General features: G+C 69.6%; 15 protein-coding genes. 13 read left to right on the plus strand and 2 right to left on the minus strand.

Annotated features, from left to right (window positions below; genetic code table 11):
• Nucleotides 1–232: 232 nt before the first annotated feature.
• Both ACPEEZ_RS05670 and ACPEEZ_RS05675 read left to right on the plus strand, forming a co-directional pair.
• The gene (locus ACPEEZ_RS05670; RefSeq protein WP_423923665.1) at nucleotides 233–2,506 is read left to right on the plus strand and encodes a polyribonucleotide nucleotidyltransferase; all 2,274 of its coding nucleotides are present in this window, start codon (nucleotides 233–235) and stop codon (nucleotides 2,504–2,506) included.
• A 231-nt stretch (nucleotides 2,507–2,737) separates the two neighbouring features.
• Nucleotides 2,738–3,802, plus strand: a complete 1,065-nt coding sequence (locus tag ACPEEZ_RS05675) for an aldo/keto reductase (RefSeq protein ID WP_423923667.1) — start codon at nucleotides 2,738–2,740, stop codon at nucleotides 3,800–3,802.
• Nucleotides 3,803–3,892: 90 nt separating this feature from the next.
• Here the strand turns inward: ACPEEZ_RS05675 and ACPEEZ_RS05680 are convergent, their stop codons facing one another.
• On the minus strand, nucleotides 3,893–4,528 hold the full coding sequence (locus ACPEEZ_RS05680; RefSeq protein ID WP_423923669.1) for a TetR/AcrR family transcriptional regulator: 636 nt from the start codon (nucleotides 4,526–4,528) through the stop codon (nucleotides 3,893–3,895).
• A gap of 226 nt (nucleotides 4,529–4,754) precedes the next feature.
• On the opposite strand from ACPEEZ_RS05680, the gene ACPEEZ_RS05685 reads away from it, so the two are divergent.
• From ACPEEZ_RS05685 to ACPEEZ_RS05700, 4 genes are read left to right on the plus strand one after another with little or no spacing between them, the layout of a single operon-like run.
• Nucleotides 4,755–6,122 (plus strand): M16 family metallopeptidase, encoded by a 1,368-nt coding sequence (locus ACPEEZ_RS05685; protein WP_423924184.1) that lies wholly within the window; start codon nucleotides 4,755–4,757, stop codon nucleotides 6,120–6,122.
• Nucleotides 6,123–6,136: 14 nt separating this feature from the next.
• The gene (locus ACPEEZ_RS05690; protein WP_423924185.1) at nucleotides 6,137–6,739 is read left to right on the plus strand and encodes a histidine phosphatase family protein; all 603 of its coding nucleotides are present in this window, start codon (nucleotides 6,137–6,139) and stop codon (nucleotides 6,737–6,739) included.
• Nucleotides 6,740–6,787: 48 nt separating this feature from the next.
• A complete protein-coding gene (dapB, locus tag ACPEEZ_RS05695; RefSeq protein ID WP_423923671.1) occupies nucleotides 6,788–7,519 on the plus strand; it encodes a 4-hydroxy-tetrahydrodipicolinate reductase in 732 nt (243 codons plus the stop codon).
• A 13-nt stretch (nucleotides 7,520–7,532) separates the two neighbouring features.
• Nucleotides 7,533–7,985, plus strand: coding sequence for a tetratricopeptide repeat protein (locus ACPEEZ_RS05700; protein ID WP_423923673.1), 453 nt, complete (start codon nucleotides 7,533–7,535; stop codon nucleotides 7,983–7,985).
• Nucleotides 7,986–8,010: 25 nt separating this feature from the next.
• Here ACPEEZ_RS05700 and ACPEEZ_RS05705 read toward each other — a convergent pair whose 3' ends face one another.
• Nucleotides 8,011–8,916, minus strand: coding sequence for a TIGR01777 family oxidoreductase (locus ACPEEZ_RS05705; RefSeq protein WP_423923675.1), 906 nt, complete (start codon nucleotides 8,914–8,916; stop codon nucleotides 8,011–8,013).
• Between the two features lie 165 nt (nucleotides 8,917–9,081).
• Between ACPEEZ_RS05705 and thyX the strand changes: the two genes are divergently transcribed.
• From thyX to ACPEEZ_RS05740, 7 genes are all read left to right on the plus strand, one after another.
• The gene (gene thyX / locus ACPEEZ_RS05710; RefSeq protein WP_423924186.1) at nucleotides 9,082–9,810 is read left to right on the plus strand and encodes an FAD-dependent thymidylate synthase; all 729 of its coding nucleotides are present in this window, start codon (nucleotides 9,082–9,084) and stop codon (nucleotides 9,808–9,810) included.
• 53 nt (nucleotides 9,811–9,863) lie between these two features.
• Entirely contained in the window at nucleotides 9,864–10,841 is a 978-nt protein-coding gene (gene dapA, locus ACPEEZ_RS05715) for a 4-hydroxy-tetrahydrodipicolinate synthase (protein WP_423923677.1), read from the plus strand.
• Nucleotides 10,842–10,916: 75 nt separating this feature from the next.
• A complete protein-coding gene (locus tag ACPEEZ_RS05720; RefSeq protein WP_423923679.1) occupies nucleotides 10,917–12,593 on the plus strand; it encodes a ribonuclease J in 1,677 nt (558 codons plus the stop codon).
• A gap of 118 nt (nucleotides 12,594–12,711) precedes the next feature.
• Entirely contained in the window at nucleotides 12,712–13,734 is a 1,023-nt protein-coding gene (locus ACPEEZ_RS05725) for an HlyD family efflux transporter periplasmic adaptor subunit (protein WP_423923681.1), read from the plus strand.
• Nucleotides 13,734–14,441 (plus strand): ABC transporter ATP-binding protein, encoded by a 708-nt coding sequence (locus tag ACPEEZ_RS05730; protein WP_423923683.1) that lies wholly within the window; start codon nucleotides 13,734–13,736, stop codon nucleotides 14,439–14,441. The genes ACPEEZ_RS05725 and ACPEEZ_RS05730 overlap by 1 nt, the downstream gene beginning before the upstream one ends.
• On the plus strand, nucleotides 14,438–15,661 hold the full coding sequence (locus tag ACPEEZ_RS05735) for an ABC transporter permease (protein ID WP_423923685.1): 1,224 nt from the start codon (nucleotides 14,438–14,440) through the stop codon (nucleotides 15,659–15,661). The genes ACPEEZ_RS05730 and ACPEEZ_RS05735 overlap by 4 nt, the downstream gene beginning before the upstream one ends.
• A 76-nt stretch (nucleotides 15,662–15,737) precedes the next feature.
• Entirely contained in the window at nucleotides 15,738–18,557 is a 2,820-nt protein-coding gene (locus tag ACPEEZ_RS05740; protein WP_423923687.1) for a DNA translocase FtsK 4TM domain-containing protein, read from the plus strand.
• Nucleotides 18,558–18,560: the final 3 nt, after the last annotated feature.

Here is an 18,560-nt window from a genome sequence, read left to right on the forward strand (position 1 = left end):
CGGGCGGAGCAGGCTGGCATGGATGCTGGTCACCGGTGGTGACACGCGGATCACGAGATCCGATTGTTTCTACTGTTGACCAGACGTGCGACCGCCCCGAGCGAGTGCGCAGGTGCACCGTGCCCGAGATCGATCCCGGGTATGCGTGCCTTCGACACCTCCCCTGCTCCCGGTACGACATCGATGCCCACACGGGGCCGTCGATTCAAAACAAAGAGGAGAGAACCCCCATATGGAGGGTCCAGAGATCAAGTTCGGCGAGGCCGTTCTCGACAACGGCAAGTTCGGCAAGCGCACCATCCGATTCGAGACCGGTCGTCTCGCCCAGCAGGCTCAGGGAGCCGTCGCTGCCTACCTCGACGAAGACACCATGCTTCTGTCGGCCACCAGCGCGAGCAAGAAGCCGAAGGACAACTTCGACTTCTTCCCGCTGACCATCGACGTCGAAGAGCGTTCGTACGCCGCGGGCAAGATCCCCGGCTCGTTCTTCCGTCGTGAGGGCCGTCCCTCCACCGAGGCGATCCTCGTCTGCCGTCTCATCGACCGGCCGCTCCGCCCGTCGTTCGTCGAGGGGCTCCGCAACGAGGTCCAGGTCGTCATCACGGTGCTCAGCATCGCTCCCGACGAGTTCTACGACGCTCTCGCGATCAACGCGGCCAGCGCCTCCACCCAGATCTCCGGTCTGCCGTTCTCCGGCCCCATCGCCGGTGTCCGTCTCGCCCTGATCGGCGACCAGTGGGTCGCCTTCCCCAAGGCGTCGCAGCTCGAAGAGGCCGTGTTCGACCTCACCGTCGCGGGTCGCGTCGTCACCGATGCCGCCGGCAACGAGGACGTGGCGATCATGATGGTCGAGGCCGAGGCCACCGAGCACGCCTGGGGTCTCATCCAGGGCGGTGCGACGAAGCCCGACGAGGCCGTCGTCGCCCAGGGTCTCGAGGCGGCGAAGCCGTTCCTCAAGCAGCTCGTCGACGCCCAGGCGGCCATGGCCGCCCAGGCGTTCAAGGAGATCGCCGACTACCCCGTCTTCCCGCCCTACAGTGACGAGGTCCTCCAGGCCGTCAGCGCCGCTGCGGGCACCGAGCTCGCCGAGGTCTACAAGATCGCCGGCAAGATCGAGCGCCAGGACGCCGACGACGCCCTCAAGGCCCGCGTCAAGGACGCGATCGCCGCCAAGGTCGAGGCGGGCGAACTGCCCGAGTCGGCCATCGGTCAGATCAGCGCCGCGTACAAGACGGCGACGAAGAAGGTCGTCCGCGACCGCATCCTCACCGAGCAGATCCGCATGGACGGTCGCGGCCTCGCCGACATCCGCCCGCTCGACGCCGAGGTGCAGGTCATCCCGCGCGTGCACGGCTCCGCCATCTTCCAGCGCGGCGAGACCCAGATCCTGGGTGTCACCACGCTGAACATGCTCAAGATGGAGCAGCAGATCGACTCGCTGAGCCCGGTCACGAAGAAGCGTTACCTGCACCACTACAACTTCCCGCCCTACTCGACGGGTGAGACCGGTCGCGTCGGTTCGCCGAAGCGTCGCGAGATCGGGCACGGCTTCCTGGCCGAGCGCGCGCTCGTGCCCGTGCTGCCCAGCCGCGACGAGTTCCCCTACGCCATCCGCCAGGTGTCCGAGGCTCTCGGCTCCAACGGGTCGACGTCGATGGGCTCCGTCTGCGCCTCGACCCTGTCGCTGCTGAACGCGGGTGTGCCGCTGCGCGCCCCCGTCGCCGGCATCGCCATGGGCCTCGTGTCCGACGAGGTCGACGGCCAGACGCGCTACGCCGCCCTGACCGACATCCTCGGCGCGGAGGACGCGCTCGGGGACATGGACTTCAAGGTCGCCGGCACGTCCGACTTCGTCACGGCCATCCAGCTCGACACGAAGCTCGACGGTCTGCCGACCGCCGTCCTCGACGCCGCTCTCAAGCAGGCGAAGGAGGCGCGTACCGCGATCCTGTCCGTGCTGAACAGCGCCATCGACGCACCCGACGAGATGGCACCGACCGCTCCCCGCGTGATCTCCGTGCAGATCCCGCAGGACAAGATCGGCGAGCTGATCGGCCCGAAGGGCAAGACGATCAACGCCATCCAGGACGAGACCGGCGCCGACATCTCCATCGAGGAGGACGGCACCGTCTACATCGGCGCCGTCGACGGCCCCTCGGCCGAGGCCGCCCGTGCCCAGGTCAACGCCATCGCGAACCCGACGAACCCCGAGGTCGGCGAGCAGTTCCTCGGAACGGTCGTCAAGATCGCGTCGTTCGGTGCGTTCGTCTCGCTCCTCCCCGGCAAGGACGGTCTGCTGCACATCAGCGAGGTCCGCAAGCTCGCCGGTGGCAAGCGCGTGGAGAACGTCGAGGACGTGCTCGGCGTGGGTCAGAAGATCCTCGTCGAGATCACGAAGATCGACGACCGTGGCAAGCTGTCGCTCGCTCCCGTCGTGGCCGACGAGGCCGACACCGACGGCAGCGCCGCGACCAGCAAGTCCGAGGACGCGTCCGTCGAGGCGTAGTCCCCGCAGCATCGTCCCGAAGAGCCCGCCCCGATCCGATCGGGGCGGGCTCTTCGGCGTCCAGGTGCCCCCGATCGGCACGCGCCCCGAAGGTGGGGCGGCGCGGCGGTAACAATTCGCACCGCCTCCCGGCCTTCCGCGCGGCGACCACGTACTCTCGAAGGGAGACGCGTACGGTGGCCGATCCGGTCCTACGCCAGGGCCGGGCGTGCACCCGGGGGGAGGGACGTCGTGACCGACAAGACGGTGCGGACCGCCCGGAGGGCGAGCCAGACCGCCGGGCAGCCCGTCCTCGAGGCCGTCCCCTCTGTTCTGCCCGAGCGGCGCACGCGCGTGCCTTCCATCCCGACCGCACCCGTCGATCTCGGCATCATCCAACCCCGTCGTCGTCTCGGCGTGTCCGATCTCCGGGTCTTCCCCCTGGCCCTCGGCGGCAACGTCTTCGGTTGGACGGCCGACCAGACGCAGACCATGTCCGTGCTCGACACGTACTACGACATGGGCGGGAACTTCATCGACACCGCGGACTCCTACGCCGGGGGGCGCAGCGAGGTCATGATCGGTGCGTGGCTCCGGTCGCGTCGGTCGCGTGACGACATGGTCGTCGCGACGAAGGTCGGCAAGAGTGCCGACAACCCGGGCCTCAGCCCCCGTGCGATCCAGCGCTCCGTCGAAGCCTCCCTCGATCGCCTCGGGGTCGACCACATCGACCTGCTCTACCTGCACATCGATGACAGCGACGTCGCGTTCGAACGGACCCTTCTCGCGGTCGACCATCTGATCCGGGCGGGGAAGGTGCGCTGGTTCGGCGGATCGCACCACTCCGGCAATCGTCTCTACGAGGCGCGGATCGCGGCCGGCATGCTCGGTGTGGCACCGATGGTGGCGCTCCAGAACCAGTACAGCCTCGTTCACCGTGCCGAATACGAGACGGGTCTTGCCCGCGTGGCGGCGGAGCAGCGACTCGCGGTGATGCCGCGGTTCGCGCTGGCCGGCGGGTTCCTGACGGGAAAGTACCGCACACGTGCGGACCTCTCCGGCTCGCAGCGAGGTCACGACGTCTCTCGTCACCTGAACAAGAAGGGCCTGCGCGTGCTCAACGAGCTCGATCGCATCGCCTCGGTGCACGAGGTGTCGACGGGCGCGGTGGCGCTCGCCTGGCTGCTCACGAAGCCGAACGTCGTCGCGCCGGTCGCCAGCGCCACCAATGCGAAGCAGGTGTTCGAGCTTGCGCAGGCGGCGCGCGTGCAGTTGACGCGCCTCCAGGTCCTCGAACTCGACCGCCTGTCGGCCTGACCCACGGGGCCTCGGCCGGCGCCGTGCGCTCCTGCGGGTGTCGGTCGCGGCCTGAGTGTCGGCGCCGATGCCGGTGCCGATGAGACCGGGTTACGCCGAGTGCTCGAGGACGCGCTCGATCGACCGGCGGAGCGAGGCCGTGGCCGCGATGGCGTCGCCGGTGTAGGCGCCGACCGCCGCTCCGTCGACGACGGTGACGAGGTCGTCGGCCGCGTCACCCGGCATCGGGTGCCCGGCGCGCTTCAGCAGGTCGACGAGGGAGGCGGTGAGCCAGTCCCGGTGGTCGGCGATCGCCTGGCGGACGGGGTGCGTGGGATCGCTGAACTCGGCGGCCGCGTTGGCGTACGCGGAGCCCCGGTAGTCGGGCCGCTGCAGGCGGATCGAGAGGCCGTCCGCCAGGGCGAGGACGGAGGCTCGGGCATCGACCGACCCGCCCGTCAGGCGCTCGAAGTCGGCGACGTCGGCGTCGTGCCGACCGATGACGTAGGCGACGACGAGGGAGTCCTTCGCGCCGTAGTGCTTGTAGAACGTGGCCTTCGTGACCGACGCCTCGGCGATGAGCCGGTCGACGCCGACGACGCGGATGCCCTCGTGGTAGAACAGGCGATCGGCCGTCTCGAGGATGCGCGCCTTGGCGCCGGGGAGGCGCGGGGCGACGGGTGATCCGCCGACGGGGGACGACCCCAGGAGACGCTGGACGGTCGTCAGGGGGGAATCGACCGTCACAGCGTGGCTCCTTGGGATCATCGTCGGCTTGAAGCCGCGTCGGGGGAACGCGTGCTCCGGACGTGCGATGAAGTCCGACCAGCCGCCGGCGACGGTGAGGGGGAATCACCGCGTCGGTGAGAGCACACTAACATGAATGAGGACAGACAGACTTGTCTGAATGTCCACTCCAGCGTACCCCACTTCGGGTGTCATCGTCGAGGCCCATCCCGTAGGCTCGACCACGATGAACGGCCCTGTCCTCCTCCCTCTCGACGCGGTCGATCTGTCGTTCCGCGCCACCGGCGACGCCCTCGTCCGACGCACCGTGCTGCCGTCCGGCGTCCGTGTCCTGACCGAACGCATGCCCGGGGCTCGAAGCGCCAGCATCGGGATCTGGGTCGCGGTGGGGTCACGGGACGAGTCGGACGACGAGCGCGGCTCGACGCACTTCCTCGAGCACCTGCTCTTCAAAGGCACCGCGACGAGGTCTGCACTCGACATCGCCGTGGCGTTCGAGTCGGTCGGCGGCGAGCACAACGCCGCCACCGCCAAGGAGTACACCTGCTACTACGCGAAGGTCCGGGACATCGACCTCGACGACGCGGTGGACGTGCTCACCGACATGGTCACGTCGTCGACGCTCAGTCGGGACGAGTTCGAGACCGAACGCGGCGTCATCCTCGAAGAGTTGGCGATGGCCGACGACGACCCGGCCGACGTGGCGGGTGAGAGGTTGTTCGAGTCCGTCTTCGGCGACCATCCTTTGGGGCGTCCCATCGGCGGCTCGCCCGAGAGCATCCGTGGGGCCGATCGCGACGACGTCTACGCGCACTACCGCGAGAACTACCGACCGAGGGACTTGGTCGTGACCGTGGCAGGGGCCGTCGACCACGATCGACTCCTGGAGCGCATCGGGGCCGCGCTCGATCGGGCCGGGTGGGCGGGTTCGACGGCGACGCCCGTGGCCCGGCGAGACTCCCAGGCGCCCGCGCTCGTCTCCACCGACCCCGTCTCGGTCATCCGCCGGCCCCTCGAGCAGACCACGGTCCTGCTCGGCATGCCCGCGTTGGCCGTCGGCGACCCGAGACGTCCCGCGCTGACGGTGTTGAACGCCGTCCTCGGTGGGGGCATGTCCTCGCGGCTCTTCCAGGAGATCCGCGAGCGTCGAGGGCTGGCCTACTCGGTCTACTCGTTCGCGCCGAGCTACTCGGACGCCGGGCTGTTCGGGCTCTACGCGGGGTGCACCCCCGAGAAGGCGTCGCTCGTGGCCGGGCTCATGCTCGACGAGGTCGACAAGCTCGCCCGGGACGGGGTCAGCGACGACGAGTTGCGACGTGCGTCGGGTCAGCTCGGCGGGGCCGCGGCCCTGGCATTGGAAGACAGCGACACCCGGATGAACCGACTGGGCCGCGCCGAGATCACGGTGGGGGAGTTCGTCGACCTCGACGAGTCCCTCGCCCGCATCGACCGGGTCACGTCGGCGGACGTGCGCGCGATGGCGGGCGACCTCCGAGCAGGTGCGCTCTCCACGGTCGTGGTCGGCGATGTCGACGACGACCAGTTCTCGTTCCCAGCGACGGCGACGGCGACGACGCCGGACGCGGTGGCATGAATCAGGAGACAACGGTGTCCCACTACCTCTACCTCGTACGACACGGCGAACAACAGGACGCCGAACACGGTCTGCCCGACGGGCCGTTGTCCGAACGCGGCAAGCGCCAGGTCCGGCTCTTGGCCGAACGCCTGGGCGGCGTGCCCTTCGACGCCGCGTGGCACTCGCCGCTCGAGCGGGCCGCCGAGACGGCCACGATCATGACCGAGCGCATGCCGGCGTTGACCTCGCAGGCCTCGACGCTTCTGTTCGACTGCGTCCCGTCCGGCCCGACGCCCGACATGCCCGCCGCGTTCAAGCCGTTCTTCGGCGGGGTGACGGAGGACGAGATCGAGGCCGGTCAGGCACAGATGTCCGACGCCGTCGCCGAGTGGCTCACGCCGGCACGCGACGACCGACACGATCTGTTGATCACGCACAACTTCGTCATCGGCTGGTTCGTCCGTGAGGTCTTCGGCGCTCCGGCCTGGCGGTGGATGGGTGTCAACCAGGCGAACGCCGGTCTCACGATCATCCGGGTCCGCTCGGCGAAGCCGCCGGAGCTCGTGACGCACAACGACCTCGGGCATCTCCCGGTCGAGCTCCGTACCGGTCTGCCGGTCGAGCAGCCCATCTGAGCCGGCCGACCGGCGGTCGCCCGGCGAGGGCCGGGTAGGTTTGTGCCTATGACTTCCCGCATCGCCGTGGTCGGAGCCACCGGCACCCTCGGCTCGTTCATCGTCGACCTCGTCGAGGCGTCGTCCGACTTCGAGCTGCACGCCGGGCTCTCGTCCCGCGACGGCCTCGACGGCCTCGACGGTGCCGACGTCGTCGTCGACGTCACGCACCCCGCGGTGAGCCCGGGCATCGTCGAGCACGCCGTCAGAGCGGGTTTGCCCGTCCTCGTCGGCACGTCGGGGTGGAGCGCCGAGCGCGTCGCGCGTCTGTCGACCATCGTCGCCGAGGTCGGCGGGCCTGGCGTGCTGGTCGTGCCGAACTTCTCGCTCGGTTCGGTCCTCGCCACGCGATTCGCCACGATGGCCGCCCGCTTCTACGAGTCGGTCGAGATCATCGAGTCCCATCACCAGGGCAAGGTCGACTCGCCGTCGGGCACGGCCGTCCGCACCGCCGAGCTGGTCGCCGAGGCACGTCGCGACCTCGGCCCGGTCGCAGCGCCGTACGCCGACCAACGGGCACGGGGCCAGCAGGTGGCGAGCGTGCCGGTGCACAGCATGCGCATGGCCGGGGTGGTGGCGAAACAGCAGGTGGTGTTCGGCGGTGCCGGTGAGACGCTCACGCTCACCCATGACACGATCTCGCAGCAGGCCTACGCCCAGGGCATCACCGTGGCGCTGACCGCGGTCACGTCCGTCACGGGTGTCGTCGTCGGTCTCGACCACGTCCTCGATCTCGACTGATGCGGCCGATCGAATGAGGGGGCGCATCGCGGCCGTCGTGATGTCGGTCCTGCTCGTGGTCTACATCGCGCTCGTCGTGCAGAAGGCCGTGCTCTTCGTCGTCTCCGGCGAGCCGGTCGCCGTCGTGCTCGGCATCGCCCTGTTCGTGCTCCCCGCGATCGGTGTCTTCGCACTCGTCGCCGAAGTGCGCTTCGGGCTCCGCACACAGGCCATGGTCCGCCAGCTCGAGGCCGAGGGCGAACTGCCGGTGGACGACGTCCCGCGCCGCGCCTCCGGCCGGTACGAGCGCGATGCGGCCGACGCGGCGTTCCCCGCCTACAAGTCGGCGGTCGAGCAGGCGCCGGACGACTGGCGCGCCTGGTTCAGGCTCGGTCTCGCCTACGACGCCTGCGGCGACCGTCGCCGGGCCCGACAGGCGTTGCGCTGGTCGATCCGGCTCCGTCGCGAGAGCGCGACGGCCTCCTGACGCACGGACACGCGAGTGCGGGTCGTCAGAGCGTCGCGACGAGCGCGTCGACCGCGTCGTCGACCGTGCGGTGCGTGAAGACGAACCCGTCGGCGAGCAGGCGCGCCGGGACGACCTGCTGATCCGACAGCAGCATCTCGTGGCCCGCCTCGCGCAGCGCTCCGCCGATGACGAACTCGGGCACGGTCAGCGCGTAGGGGCGGTCGAGGTCGGCGGCCAACCGGCTCGTGAGGGCCGTGCTGGAGGCGGGGGTCGGGCCGACCAGGTTGACCGGCCCCTCGAGACGTGACGTCAGCAGGTGGACGATGGCGGCGGCCTCGTCGTGCAACGAGATCCACGGCCAGAACTGGTCCCCGGTACCGAGGCGCGAGCCGAGTCCGAGGCGTGTCAGGGGAAGGAGCGGCTTGAGGGCGCCGCCGGGGCCCACGACGACACCGGTGCGGAGCGTGACGACACGGGTGCCGTCGGGCGCGCTGTGCGCGGCACCCTCCCATGCGTCCACGACGTCGCTGAGAAATCCCTGCCCCCGCGGGCTGTCCTCCGTCAGACGTTCGCCCGGCCGGTCGCCGTAGATGCCGACGGCCGAGCCGTTGAGCAGCGTCGCCGGCGGGTTCTCCGCCTTCGCGAAACCGCGGGTCAGCGTCGTCGTGGACTCGACGCGGGACGCGAGGATCTCGCGCTTGTAGCCCACCGTCCACGGCAGGCGGCCGAGGGAGGCACCGGACAGGTTGACGACGGCGTCGACGCGATCGAGCAGGTGGTAGTCGACGATGCCGGCCGACGGGGACCAGGTGAACTCGCTCTCCGAGCGCGGGGCCCGACGGACCAACGACAGCACCGTGTGACCGGCCGCCGTCAACTGGCGCGTGAGCTCGGTCCCGATCAGTCCGGAGGCGCCGGTGACGAGAACGGTCTGGGTCTGGTCGGTCATGGGGGAGTCCTGCTTCCGTCGGTGTCCTGTCACCGACCCTAGGCGTGCCGCCCGCGAGGTGTCCGGGTGCGCCGTCGAGGTAGAGTCGAGGCCGTGACCGACACCTCCGCCGCCTCCCCGACCACCGCCTCCTCGGCCTCGTCCGAACCGGCCGGCACCGACGAGATCCGCTTCCGTTCGGACGTGACCGTCGAGCTCGTCCGGTCGAGCGCTCACGACTCCGACGTCCTCTTCGCGGCGCGGGTGTCGACCCAGGGCGAGCAGACGCTCGAGACCGCGCAGAACGACGACCTCGACGCCGAGGTCCAGGCCAAACGCGACCGCGGACTCATCAACTACCTCATGCGCGACCGCCACGGCTCGCCGTTCGAGCACAACTCCATGACGTTCTACGTGCAGGCGCCGATCTTCGTCTTCCGGGAGTTCATGCGTCACCGCATGGCCAGCTACAACGAAGAGAGCGGTCGTTACCGCGAGCTCAAGCCGACGTTCTACGTCCCCGGCCCGCAGCGCAACCTCGTGCAGGTCGGCAAGCCCGGCGCCTACGAGTTCCACGAGGGCAGCGACGAGCAGCACCGGCTCGTCGACGAACAGACGCGCGCCGTGTCGACCGAGGCCTTCGCCTCGTACCAGCGCATGCTCGACGCCGGGGTCGCCCGCGAGGTCGCCCGCATCGTGCTGCCGCTGAACATCTACTCGTCGATGTACGTGACGGTGAACGCCCGCTCGCTGATGAACTTCATCAGCCTGCGCACGACGCGCGAGGGCACGACCTTCCCCTCCTTCCCGCAGCGTGAGATCGAGATGTGCGCCGAGAAGATGGAAGACATCTGGCGCGAGTTGATGCCGGCGACGGCGGCGGCGTTCGACAAGAACGGCCGCGTCGCACCGTGACGACCCGGCGGCGATGAGAGTCTCCGTCCGGGCACGACCGGTACGCTGAGGGCGTGTCGAACATCACCAACCCCTTCGGACAGGTCCTCGTCGCACTGGTCACGCCGTTCACGGCCGACGGTGAAGTCGATTGGCCCGCCGTCGAGAAGCACATCGACGACTGCATCACGGCCGGCGCCGACGGCATCGTCGTGACGGGCACGACCGGCGAGACGAGCACGCTCACCGACCCCGAGAAGCTCCGCCTGGTCGAGGTGGGCAAGTCGGTCGCCGCGGGTCGAGCCAAGATCATCACCGGCGGAGGCTCGAACGAGACCGCGCACGCGATCCAGCTCTACAAGGCGAGCGAGAAGGCCGGCGCCGACGGCGTCATGATCGTCACGCCGTACTACAACAAGCCCACGCAGGCCGGTGTGCTCACCCATTTCAGGATGATCGCCGATGCGACCGACCTCCCGGTCATCCTCTACGACATCCCCGGGCGCACGGGCATCCCGATCAAGTACGAGACCCTGCTCCGTGCGGCGAAGCACCCGAACATCGTCGCCGTGAAGGACGCCAAGGGCGACTTCGCCGAGGTCAGCCGGGTGCTGAACCAGACCGACCTGCTCTATTTCTCGGGCGACGACGCCAACGTGCTGCCGCACCTCGCCATCGGCGCCTCCGGCCTGATCGGCGTCACGGCCAACATCGCGTCCGCGCCTTATCGCACCATCGTCGACGCGGTGAACGCCGGCGACCTGGCCTCGGCCACGGCCGCGCACCAGATGCTCGAGCCCCTCGTGCGCGCCGTCATGACCCACGTGCCCGGCACGGTCGCGGCGAAGTACATCCTGCACGGACTCGGCCGCATCTCGAGCCCCCGTGTCCGCCTGCCCCTGGTGGGCCCCGAAGACGCCGAGGCCGCCCTCATCGAGGACGAGCTCGCCCACGTCGGCGCCATCCCCGGCGTCGACCTCAGCCGCTTCCGGCCCGATCGCAACGCGGCGGCCGGCGGTGCGCTGCCCAAGGTGCACGGCACCACCCGCTGACACCTCGCGCCGATCCTCGATCGGCCCACGAACCACGACCCGGGGCACGAGCCCCACCTGACATTCAAGGAACAGATGCCCACGACAATCCATCCTCCGCGCGAGCTCCAGCCCGGCACCCTGCGCGTCATCCCGATCGGCGGCCTCGGCGAGATCGGCCGCAACATGACCGTCTACGAGATCGACGGCAAGCTGCTCGTGGTCGACTGCGGCGTGCTCTTCCCCGAAGAGCACCAGCCCGGTGTCGACCTGATCCTTCCCGACTTCACACCGATCCGAGACCGCCTCGACGACATCCTCGCGGTCGTCCTGACGCACGGTCACGAAGACCACATCGGCGCCGTGCCCTATCTGCTCAAGCTGCGCCAGGACATCCCGCTCGTGGGTTCGCAGCTGACGCTGGCGCTCATCGAGGCGAAGCTCAAAGAGCACCGCATCTCGCCCTACACGCTGGCCGTGAAAGAGGGCGGTCACGAGTCGCTCGGGCCGTTCGACCTCGAGTTCATCGCGGTCAACCACTCGATCCCCGATGCCCTCGCGGTCGCCATCCGCACGTCGGCGGGCACCGTGCTGCACACCGGCGACTTCAAGATGGACCAGCTGCCGCTCGACGACCGCATCACCGACCTGCGTGCCTTCGCACGGCTCGGCGAAGAGGGCGTCGACCTCTTCCTGCCCGATTCGACCAACGCCGACGTGCCCGGCTTCACGGCACTCGAGCGCGACATCGGCCCGGTGCTGGACGACGTCATCCGTCGTGCGCCCCGCCGTGTCGTCGTCGCGAGCTTCTCGAGCCACGTGCACCGGGTGCAGCAGGTCCTCGACGCCGCTCACGCGAACGGCCGCAGGGTCGCGTTCATGGGGCGGTCGATGGTGCGCAACATGGGCATCGCGGCCGACCTCGGCTACCTCAAGGTGCCCGAGGGCGTCCTCATCGATGCGAAGAAGGCGAAGGACCTGCCCGACGAGCGCATCGTCTACATGAGCACGGGTTCGCAGGGCGAGCCGATGGCCGTCCTCGCACGCATGGCGAACCTCGAACACCAGATCGAGATCGGTGCGGGTGACACGGTCATCCTCGCGTCGAGTCTGATCCCCGGCAACGAGAACGCGGTCTACCGCGTGATCGACGGCCTCACCAAGCTCGGTGCGAACGTCGTCCACAAGGGCAACGCGAAGGTGCACGTCTCCGGCCACGCCGCCGCCGGCGAGCTCCTCTACTGCTACAACATCCTCCGTCCCCGCAACGTGATGCCCGTCCACGGCGAGCACCGCCACCTGTTCGCGAACGCAGCCCTGGCGCAGCGCACCGGTATCCCGGCCGAGAACACCATCCTCGGCGAGGACGGCATCGTCGTCGACCTGAAGGACGGCGTCGCCGAGGTCGTCGGCCAGCTCGACGTCGGCTACGTCTACGTCGACGGCTCGACGGTCGGCGAGATCACGGATGCCGACCTGAAAGACCGCCGCATCCTGAGCGAAGAGGGATTCATCTCCGTCTTCGTCGCCGTCGACCCGGTCACGGGTCGCGTCGTCGTCGGCCCCGAGATCCAGTCGCGCGGCTTCGCCGAGGACGAGAAGGTCTTCGACACGGTCAAGCCGAAGATCATCGCGGCGCTGACCGAGGCCGCCGAGAACGGCACTCGCGACACCCACGCATTCAGCCAGGTCGTCCGACGCACGGTCGGCCGTTGGGTGAACACGCAGCACCGTCGTCGACCGATGATCGTGCCGGTGGTCATCAGCGCCTGATCCGCGCCACCGCGTCATCCTTCAGCCCCTGGGAGTTCATCCCGGGGGCTGAGGTCGTCGGTGGCCGGCGAACCCTAGGGTGTTCACAGATATCTGATACGCCGAACGAGGGGGCGCTGTGCGCATCGCAAAAACCTGGGTCTTCCCGATCCTCCGCATCCTGATCTTCGTGGTGATCGCCGCGGCGCTCGTGAAGATCGCGTTCTTCGCCACACCCGCAGGCGGCGACGACGGAGCGGCCGTCCCGACCGGCGACATCGTCGAACCGCAGTTCGTCGTGGCGAAGGCGACCATCACGAACGACGTCGTGGTCGACGCCACCGTCGAGGCCGATGCCCCGTCTGCGGCGCCGGCGACCCTGGCCGGCACGGTCACCGACGTCGTCGTCTCGAAGGGGCAGGCCGTCGCGGCGGGGGACCGCCTCGCCGTGCTCCGTTCCGAGACGCCACAAGACCCGCTTGTCGCCGCCGACGGGACGGTCACCGAGCGCAAGCCCCTGATCAAGACCGCGGTCGTGACGGCGCCCGTCGCCGGCACCGTGGTCGAGCTCAGCGTCATCAAAGACCAACTGACGGCCGTGGGCGACCCGGTCGCCAAGGTCGCGCCTCCGACGTTCCACGTCACGGCTCCACTGGCCGCCGACCAGTTGTACCGTCTCGTCAGCCGGCCCACCGAGGGCACCGTCGCGATCACCGGAGGCCCGGCTCCCTTCGCGTGCACCGGTCTCGCCGTCGGCGGGGTCGCCTCCTCCGGCTCCGGAGGCGCGGCGTCCGACGGTGCATCGGCACCGTCCGACTCCGGCTCGGCCGCGACGCAGAGCGCGACCTGCGCCGTGCCCGGTGACGTCACCGTCTTCTCGGGGCTGGCCGCCAAGCTGACCATCCCCGCCGGCGTCGCCACCGACGTCCTCGCCGTGCCGCTCACGGCCGTGGAGGGAGCCGCGGGCAAGGGCGTCGTCACGGTCGTGGCCGCGGACGGCAGCCAGGAGAAGCGCGACATCGATCTCGGCATCAACGACGGCACGACCGTCGAGGTCGTCTCCGGGCTCGCCGAAGGCGATGCGGTGCTCGAGTTCGTCCCCGGCGCCCCGGCGGCCTCGGCCGACGGTTGCACGGGGCCGAACGGCGAGGTGTTCTGCTGATGTCCTTGATCAGACTCGAGGGCGTCACGAAGTCGGTGTCGCTGGGCGACGACCAGACGCTCGAGATCCTCCGGGGCGTCGACCTCACGGTCGACGCGGGGGAGCACGTCAGCATCGTCGGGCGCTCCGGCTCGGGCAAGTCGACCCTGCTCAACATCCTGGGGTTGATCGACTCGGCGACCACCGGCGGCCAGTGGTTCGACGAGACCGATGTCGGTCGTCTCCGAGCCGGTCGACGCGATCGGCTGCGCGGTGCCGAGGTCGGCTTCATCTTCCAGCAGTTCAACCTGCTGCAGGGGCGCACCGCCCTCGAGAACGTCATGACCCCGTTGCTGTACGCGTCGGGTTCCGCGTTCTGGCGCCGTCGGTCGATCGCCACCGAGATGTTGGAGAAGGTCGGTCTCGGGCACCGCATCGACTCGATGCCGCACCGGCTGTCCGGCGGAGAGCAGCAGCGGGTGGCCATCGCCCGGGCGCTCGTCCGTCGACCTCGCGTCATCCTCGCCGACGAGCCGACCGGAGCGCTCGACATCGAGACCGGTGCGACGGTCATGCGTCTGCTCGACGACGTCACGTCGGCCGACGGGGCGGCACTCGTCACGATCACGCACGATCTGGCCGTCGCGGCTCTGGCCGCGCGCCACTACACGCTCGATTCCGGTGTGCTGTCCGCGTCCATCTCGCGTGATCTGCCGGTGACGGCATGAAGCGGTTCGTCGCCGACGTGGTCGGCGCCTTCGTCGAGGCGTGGGCAGAGTTACGGGTCAACAAACTGCGGGTCCTGCTCAGCCTGGTCGGCGTGGCCGTGGCCGTCGCGGCCCTGACCGGTGTGGTGGGGCTCGGATCGATCGCCGAGCAGGCCACCCGCGAGAGCTCGGAGCGCGCGAGCGGACGTCCCGCGACGTACTTCTTGAGCGTGTACTCGACGGGGGCCGAGCAGCCCGATCCCGCCGCCGTCGACGCTGCGTTCCGAGACTCGGTCGCCCGCTATTCGATCTCGTACGCCGGCGGGGTCACGTACACGAACCGCTCGGTCCAGTTCCCCGGTGGCACGACCGATGTCGGCACGCAGATCGTGGACGTGCCCTATGGCGAGATGCACCGCGTCGCGATGAGTGAGGGCTCGTGGTTCACCGACGCCGACGCGCAGCGGCTCGCGCCCGCGCTCATCGTGAACGAGGCGTTCATGGCGTTGCTCGGCTCGCCCGACCTCTCGAGCCACCCGACGGTCACCCTCCGCGGTGAACAGACGGTCACGGCCGTCGTCACGGGCATCGTCCGGACCGGCGACTACGACACATATCCCTCGATGTACATGCTGCCGAACGACTGGCGCCTGCAGTCGGGGCTCAGCGGGCCCGGCACCGACACGCCGCAATACGAGATGTGGCTGCCGACCGAGTCGGGGGAGGAGGTCAGCTCGAAGGTGCAGGCCGACATGCGGGCCTCGCTCGGTGACGGTGTGCAGGTCGACTCGAACCGCCAGGACTACGAGGCGTTCGGCGACAGCGACCCGCTCGGGCCCATCAAGCTCATCATCGCGGGCGTCGGGGTGCTCGTCCTCGTCCTGGGCGGTCTCGGCCTCGTCAACATCGCGCTCGTCACCGTGCGCCAGCGCATCCGCGAGATCGGAGTCCGTCGGTCGTTCGGGGCGACCGCACCCCGGGTTTTCTTCTCCGTGATGCTCGAGAGCGTCGTCGGCACGGTGGTGGCCGGTGCGGTCGGCGTGATGGTGGCGGTGTTCGTGGTCGAGAACCCCCTGGTGCAGGACCGCATCGCCGCGGGCGGCCTGGCCGACGTCCCGCCCTTCCCGGTGGAGGCGGCGCTCCTGGGGCTCGCGGCGGCGACGGTGATCGGCGCGATCGCCGGACTCCTGCCGGCTCTCGTCGCCGTGCGCGTGAAGGTGATCGACGCGATCAGGTACTGAGCCGCACGGCCCGAGCGGCCGTGGACACACCGCCCGCCTCCGACGACCGTCGGTGGCGGGCGGTACCTTTGAGCGCATGGCCACGCCCACGAAGTCGACCGCGCGCACGCGCACGTCCTCGCGTGCGTCCACGAAGCCCACCAAGAAGCTGCCCGTGTCCCGGCAGCCGAAGCCCGTCGACGAAGGGCCCGGCGTGTTCTCCCGCGCGTGGATGGGCCTCGCCCACATGACCGGGGCCGCCTTCCGCGTGCTCGGCGCCGAGACGCTGGACAAAGACGAACGTCGCGACGGCGTACCGTTCTTCCTGGTGCTGCTCGCGATCGCCGGCGCCGTGGTCGAGTGGTTGAACCCGCTCAACCCCGTCGCGCAGGCGTTCGACGCCTACACGTTCGGGGGGCTCTTCGGGCGGGTCGCCTACGCTCTGCCGGTCATCATGATCCTCTTCGCCGCCTGGCTGTTCCGGCATCCGGCGTCGGTGCACGACAACACCCGCATCGGTATCGGCCTGGGGCTCCTGCTGGTCTCGATCAGCGCGCTGTGCCACGTCTTCGGCGGGCAGCCCGCGGCAGCCGACGGTCTCCCGGCGCTCGCGACCGGTGGCGGCATCCTCGGATGGGTCGTCGCCTCCTGGTTGGTCGCTCTCGCCACCGAATGGGTGGCCGTCCCTCTCATCGTCGTCCTGTTGGGCCTCTCGATCCTGATCGTCACGAAGACCCCGCCGAACCACATCGGTCGTCGCCTGGGAGAGCTCTACGCCTATCTGTTCGGGGCCACCACCGAGACCGCCTCGGGAGCGCCTGCGTCCACGACGTCGGCGGCGGAGTCCGACGACGCTCCGGACACGCTCCCGTGGTGGCGCCGCAACTCGACGCAGCGCGAAGAAGACCCCGCCTACGACTCGCCGGTCATCACGCCGGCGGCGTCCGATGCCGACGGGCCGACCGAGGTCATCGGGCGTCGTAAGAAGAAGGGGCGGACAGGGTCTCCCTCCGCGGTCGCTTTCGACGACGCGTCCACACCGATCGACGACGATCATTCGGCGACGGACGTCTTCGCGGACGGCCTCCTCGACGATCTCGACCGAGCCGAGGACGCGGTCCGGCACCTGGGCGTCCCCGTCCCCCCTGTCTCTCCCGACGCCGAGACGTCGGTCGTGCCGTCCATCGCCTCGCCGGGTGCCCCGCCCGCTGCGGCCGCGCCGCTCGTGGCCGGCCCGAGCGACGCTGCCGCCGACTTCCTGGCGGTCGACGACGACGAGGTACCGCCGCCGTCGCTCGACGAGGCGGACGACTCGCCGAGCGCCCCCTATCGGCTTCCTGCCGCGTCGACGCTCAGCGTCGGGCCGCCGGCCAAGGCGCGGAGCGAGGCCAACGACGAGATCGTCCGGGCCATCACCGAGGTCCTCCGCCAGTTCACGGTCGACGCCCGGGTGACCGGGTTCAGCCGGGGGCCGACCGTCACCCGGTACGAGATCGAGCTCGGCCCGGGTGTCAAGGTCGAGCGCGTCACGGCGCTCAGCAAGAACCTCTCCTACGCGGTCGCGTCGAACGAGGTCCGCATCCTGTCGCCGATCCCCGGCAAGAGCGCCATCGGTGTCGAGATTCCGAACACCGACCGGGAGATCGTGTCCCTCGGTGACGTGCTCCGCTCGACGGCGGCCGCGAAGAGCACGCACCCCATGACGATCGGCGTCGGCAAAGACGTCGAGGGCGGCTACGTGGTGGCGAACCTCGCGAAGATGCCGCACCTCCTCGTGGCAGGTGCCACGGGCTCCGGCAAGTCGAGCTTCGTCAACTCCATGATCACGTCGCTGCTGATGCGCGCGAAGCCGAGCGACGTCCGGATGGTGCTGATCGACCCGAAGCGGGTCGAGCTGTCGATCTACGCCGGTGTGCCGCACCTGATCACGCCCATCATCACGAACCCCAAGAAGGCGGCCGAGGCGCTGCAGTGGGTCGTCAAAGAGATGGACATGCGGTACGACGATCTGGCGAGCTTCGGGTTCCGGCACATCGACGACTTCAACCGCGCCGTCGTCAACGACGAGATCGTGCTTCCGTCGGGCAGCGAGCGCAAGCTCAAGCCCTACCCGTACCTGCTCGTCGTCGTCGACGAGCTCGCCGACCTGATGATGGTGGCTCCTCGCGACGTCGAGGACAGCATCGTGCGCATCACCCAGCTGGCCCGCGCCTCCGGAATCCACCTCGTCCTGGCGACGCAGCGACCCTCGGTCGACGTCGTCACCGGCCTGATCAAGGCGAACGTGCCCTCGCGGTTCGCCTTCGCCGTCTCGAGCGTCACCGACTCGCGCGTCATCCTTGACCAGCCCGGGGCCGACAAGCTCATCGGCCAGGGCGACGGGCTGTTCCTCCCGATGGGCGCGTCCAAGGCCATGCGTGTGCAGGGTGCCTGGGTCCAGGAGAACGAGATCGCCCAGGTCGTCGCGCACGTCACCCGCCAGGCGCGTCCCGACTACCGGCCCGACGTGGCGGCCGTGGTCGAGAAGAAAGAGATCGACGGCGACATCGGCGACGACCTCGAGCTGCTCCTCGCCGCGGTCGAGCTCGTGGTCAGTACCCAGTTCGGGTCGACCTCCATGCTGCAGCGCAAGCTCCGTGTCGGCTTCGCCAAGGCGGGGCGTCTCATGGACCTGATGGAGTCGCGTGACATCGTCGGCCCGTCCGAGGGCTCCAAGGCGCGCGACGTGCTCGTGACGAACGAGCAGCTCCCCGGGGTGCTCAACAAGATCCGTGGCCTGGAGTCGCCGACGGCCGCGGCGCCTTCGGCGGCACCGTCCGCCGCGGCCTCCGACCCGGTCGAGGCCATGACGCGCGGCTACGACGAGGTCGACGACGAGGGCGCAGAAGACGCCTGGCAACTGACCGGCAGGGACTAGACC

It is taken from the genome of Frigoribacterium sp. 2-23 (assembly GCF_049601585.1).
Classification (GTDB): domain Bacteria; phylum Actinomycetota; class Actinomycetes; order Actinomycetales; family Microbacteriaceae; genus Frigoribacterium.

Coding starts and splice junctions, on each gene's coding strand:
- ACPEEZ_RS05670 (WP_423923665.1), top strand. CDS start 233: ATGGAGGGTCCAGAGATCAAGTTCGGCGAGGCCGTTCTCGACAACGGC.
- ACPEEZ_RS05685 (WP_423924184.1), top strand. CDS start 4,755: ATGAACGGCCCTGTCCTCCTCCCTCTCGACGCGGTCGATCTGTCGTTC.
- dapB (WP_423923671.1), top strand. CDS start 6,788: ATGACTTCCCGCATCGCCGTGGTCGGAGCCACCGGCACCCTCGGCTCG.
- ACPEEZ_RS05700 (WP_423923673.1), top strand. CDS start 7,533: ATGAGGGGGCGCATCGCGGCCGTCGTGATGTCGGTCCTGCTCGTGGTC.
- ACPEEZ_RS05705 (WP_423923675.1), bottom strand. CDS start 8,916: ATGACCGACCAGACCCAGACCGTTCTCGTCACCGGCGCCTCCGGACTG.
- ACPEEZ_RS05720 (WP_423923679.1), top strand. CDS start 10,917: ATGCCCACGACAATCCATCCTCCGCGCGAGCTCCAGCCCGGCACCCTG.
- ACPEEZ_RS05730 (WP_423923683.1), top strand. CDS start 13,734: ATGTCCTTGATCAGACTCGAGGGCGTCACGAAGTCGGTGTCGCTGGGC.
- ACPEEZ_RS05735 (WP_423923685.1), top strand. CDS start 14,438: ATGAAGCGGTTCGTCGCCGACGTGGTCGGCGCCTTCGTCGAGGCGTGG.
- ACPEEZ_RS05740 (WP_423923687.1), top strand. CDS start 15,738: ATGGCCACGCCCACGAAGTCGACCGCGCGCACGCGCACGTCCTCGCGT.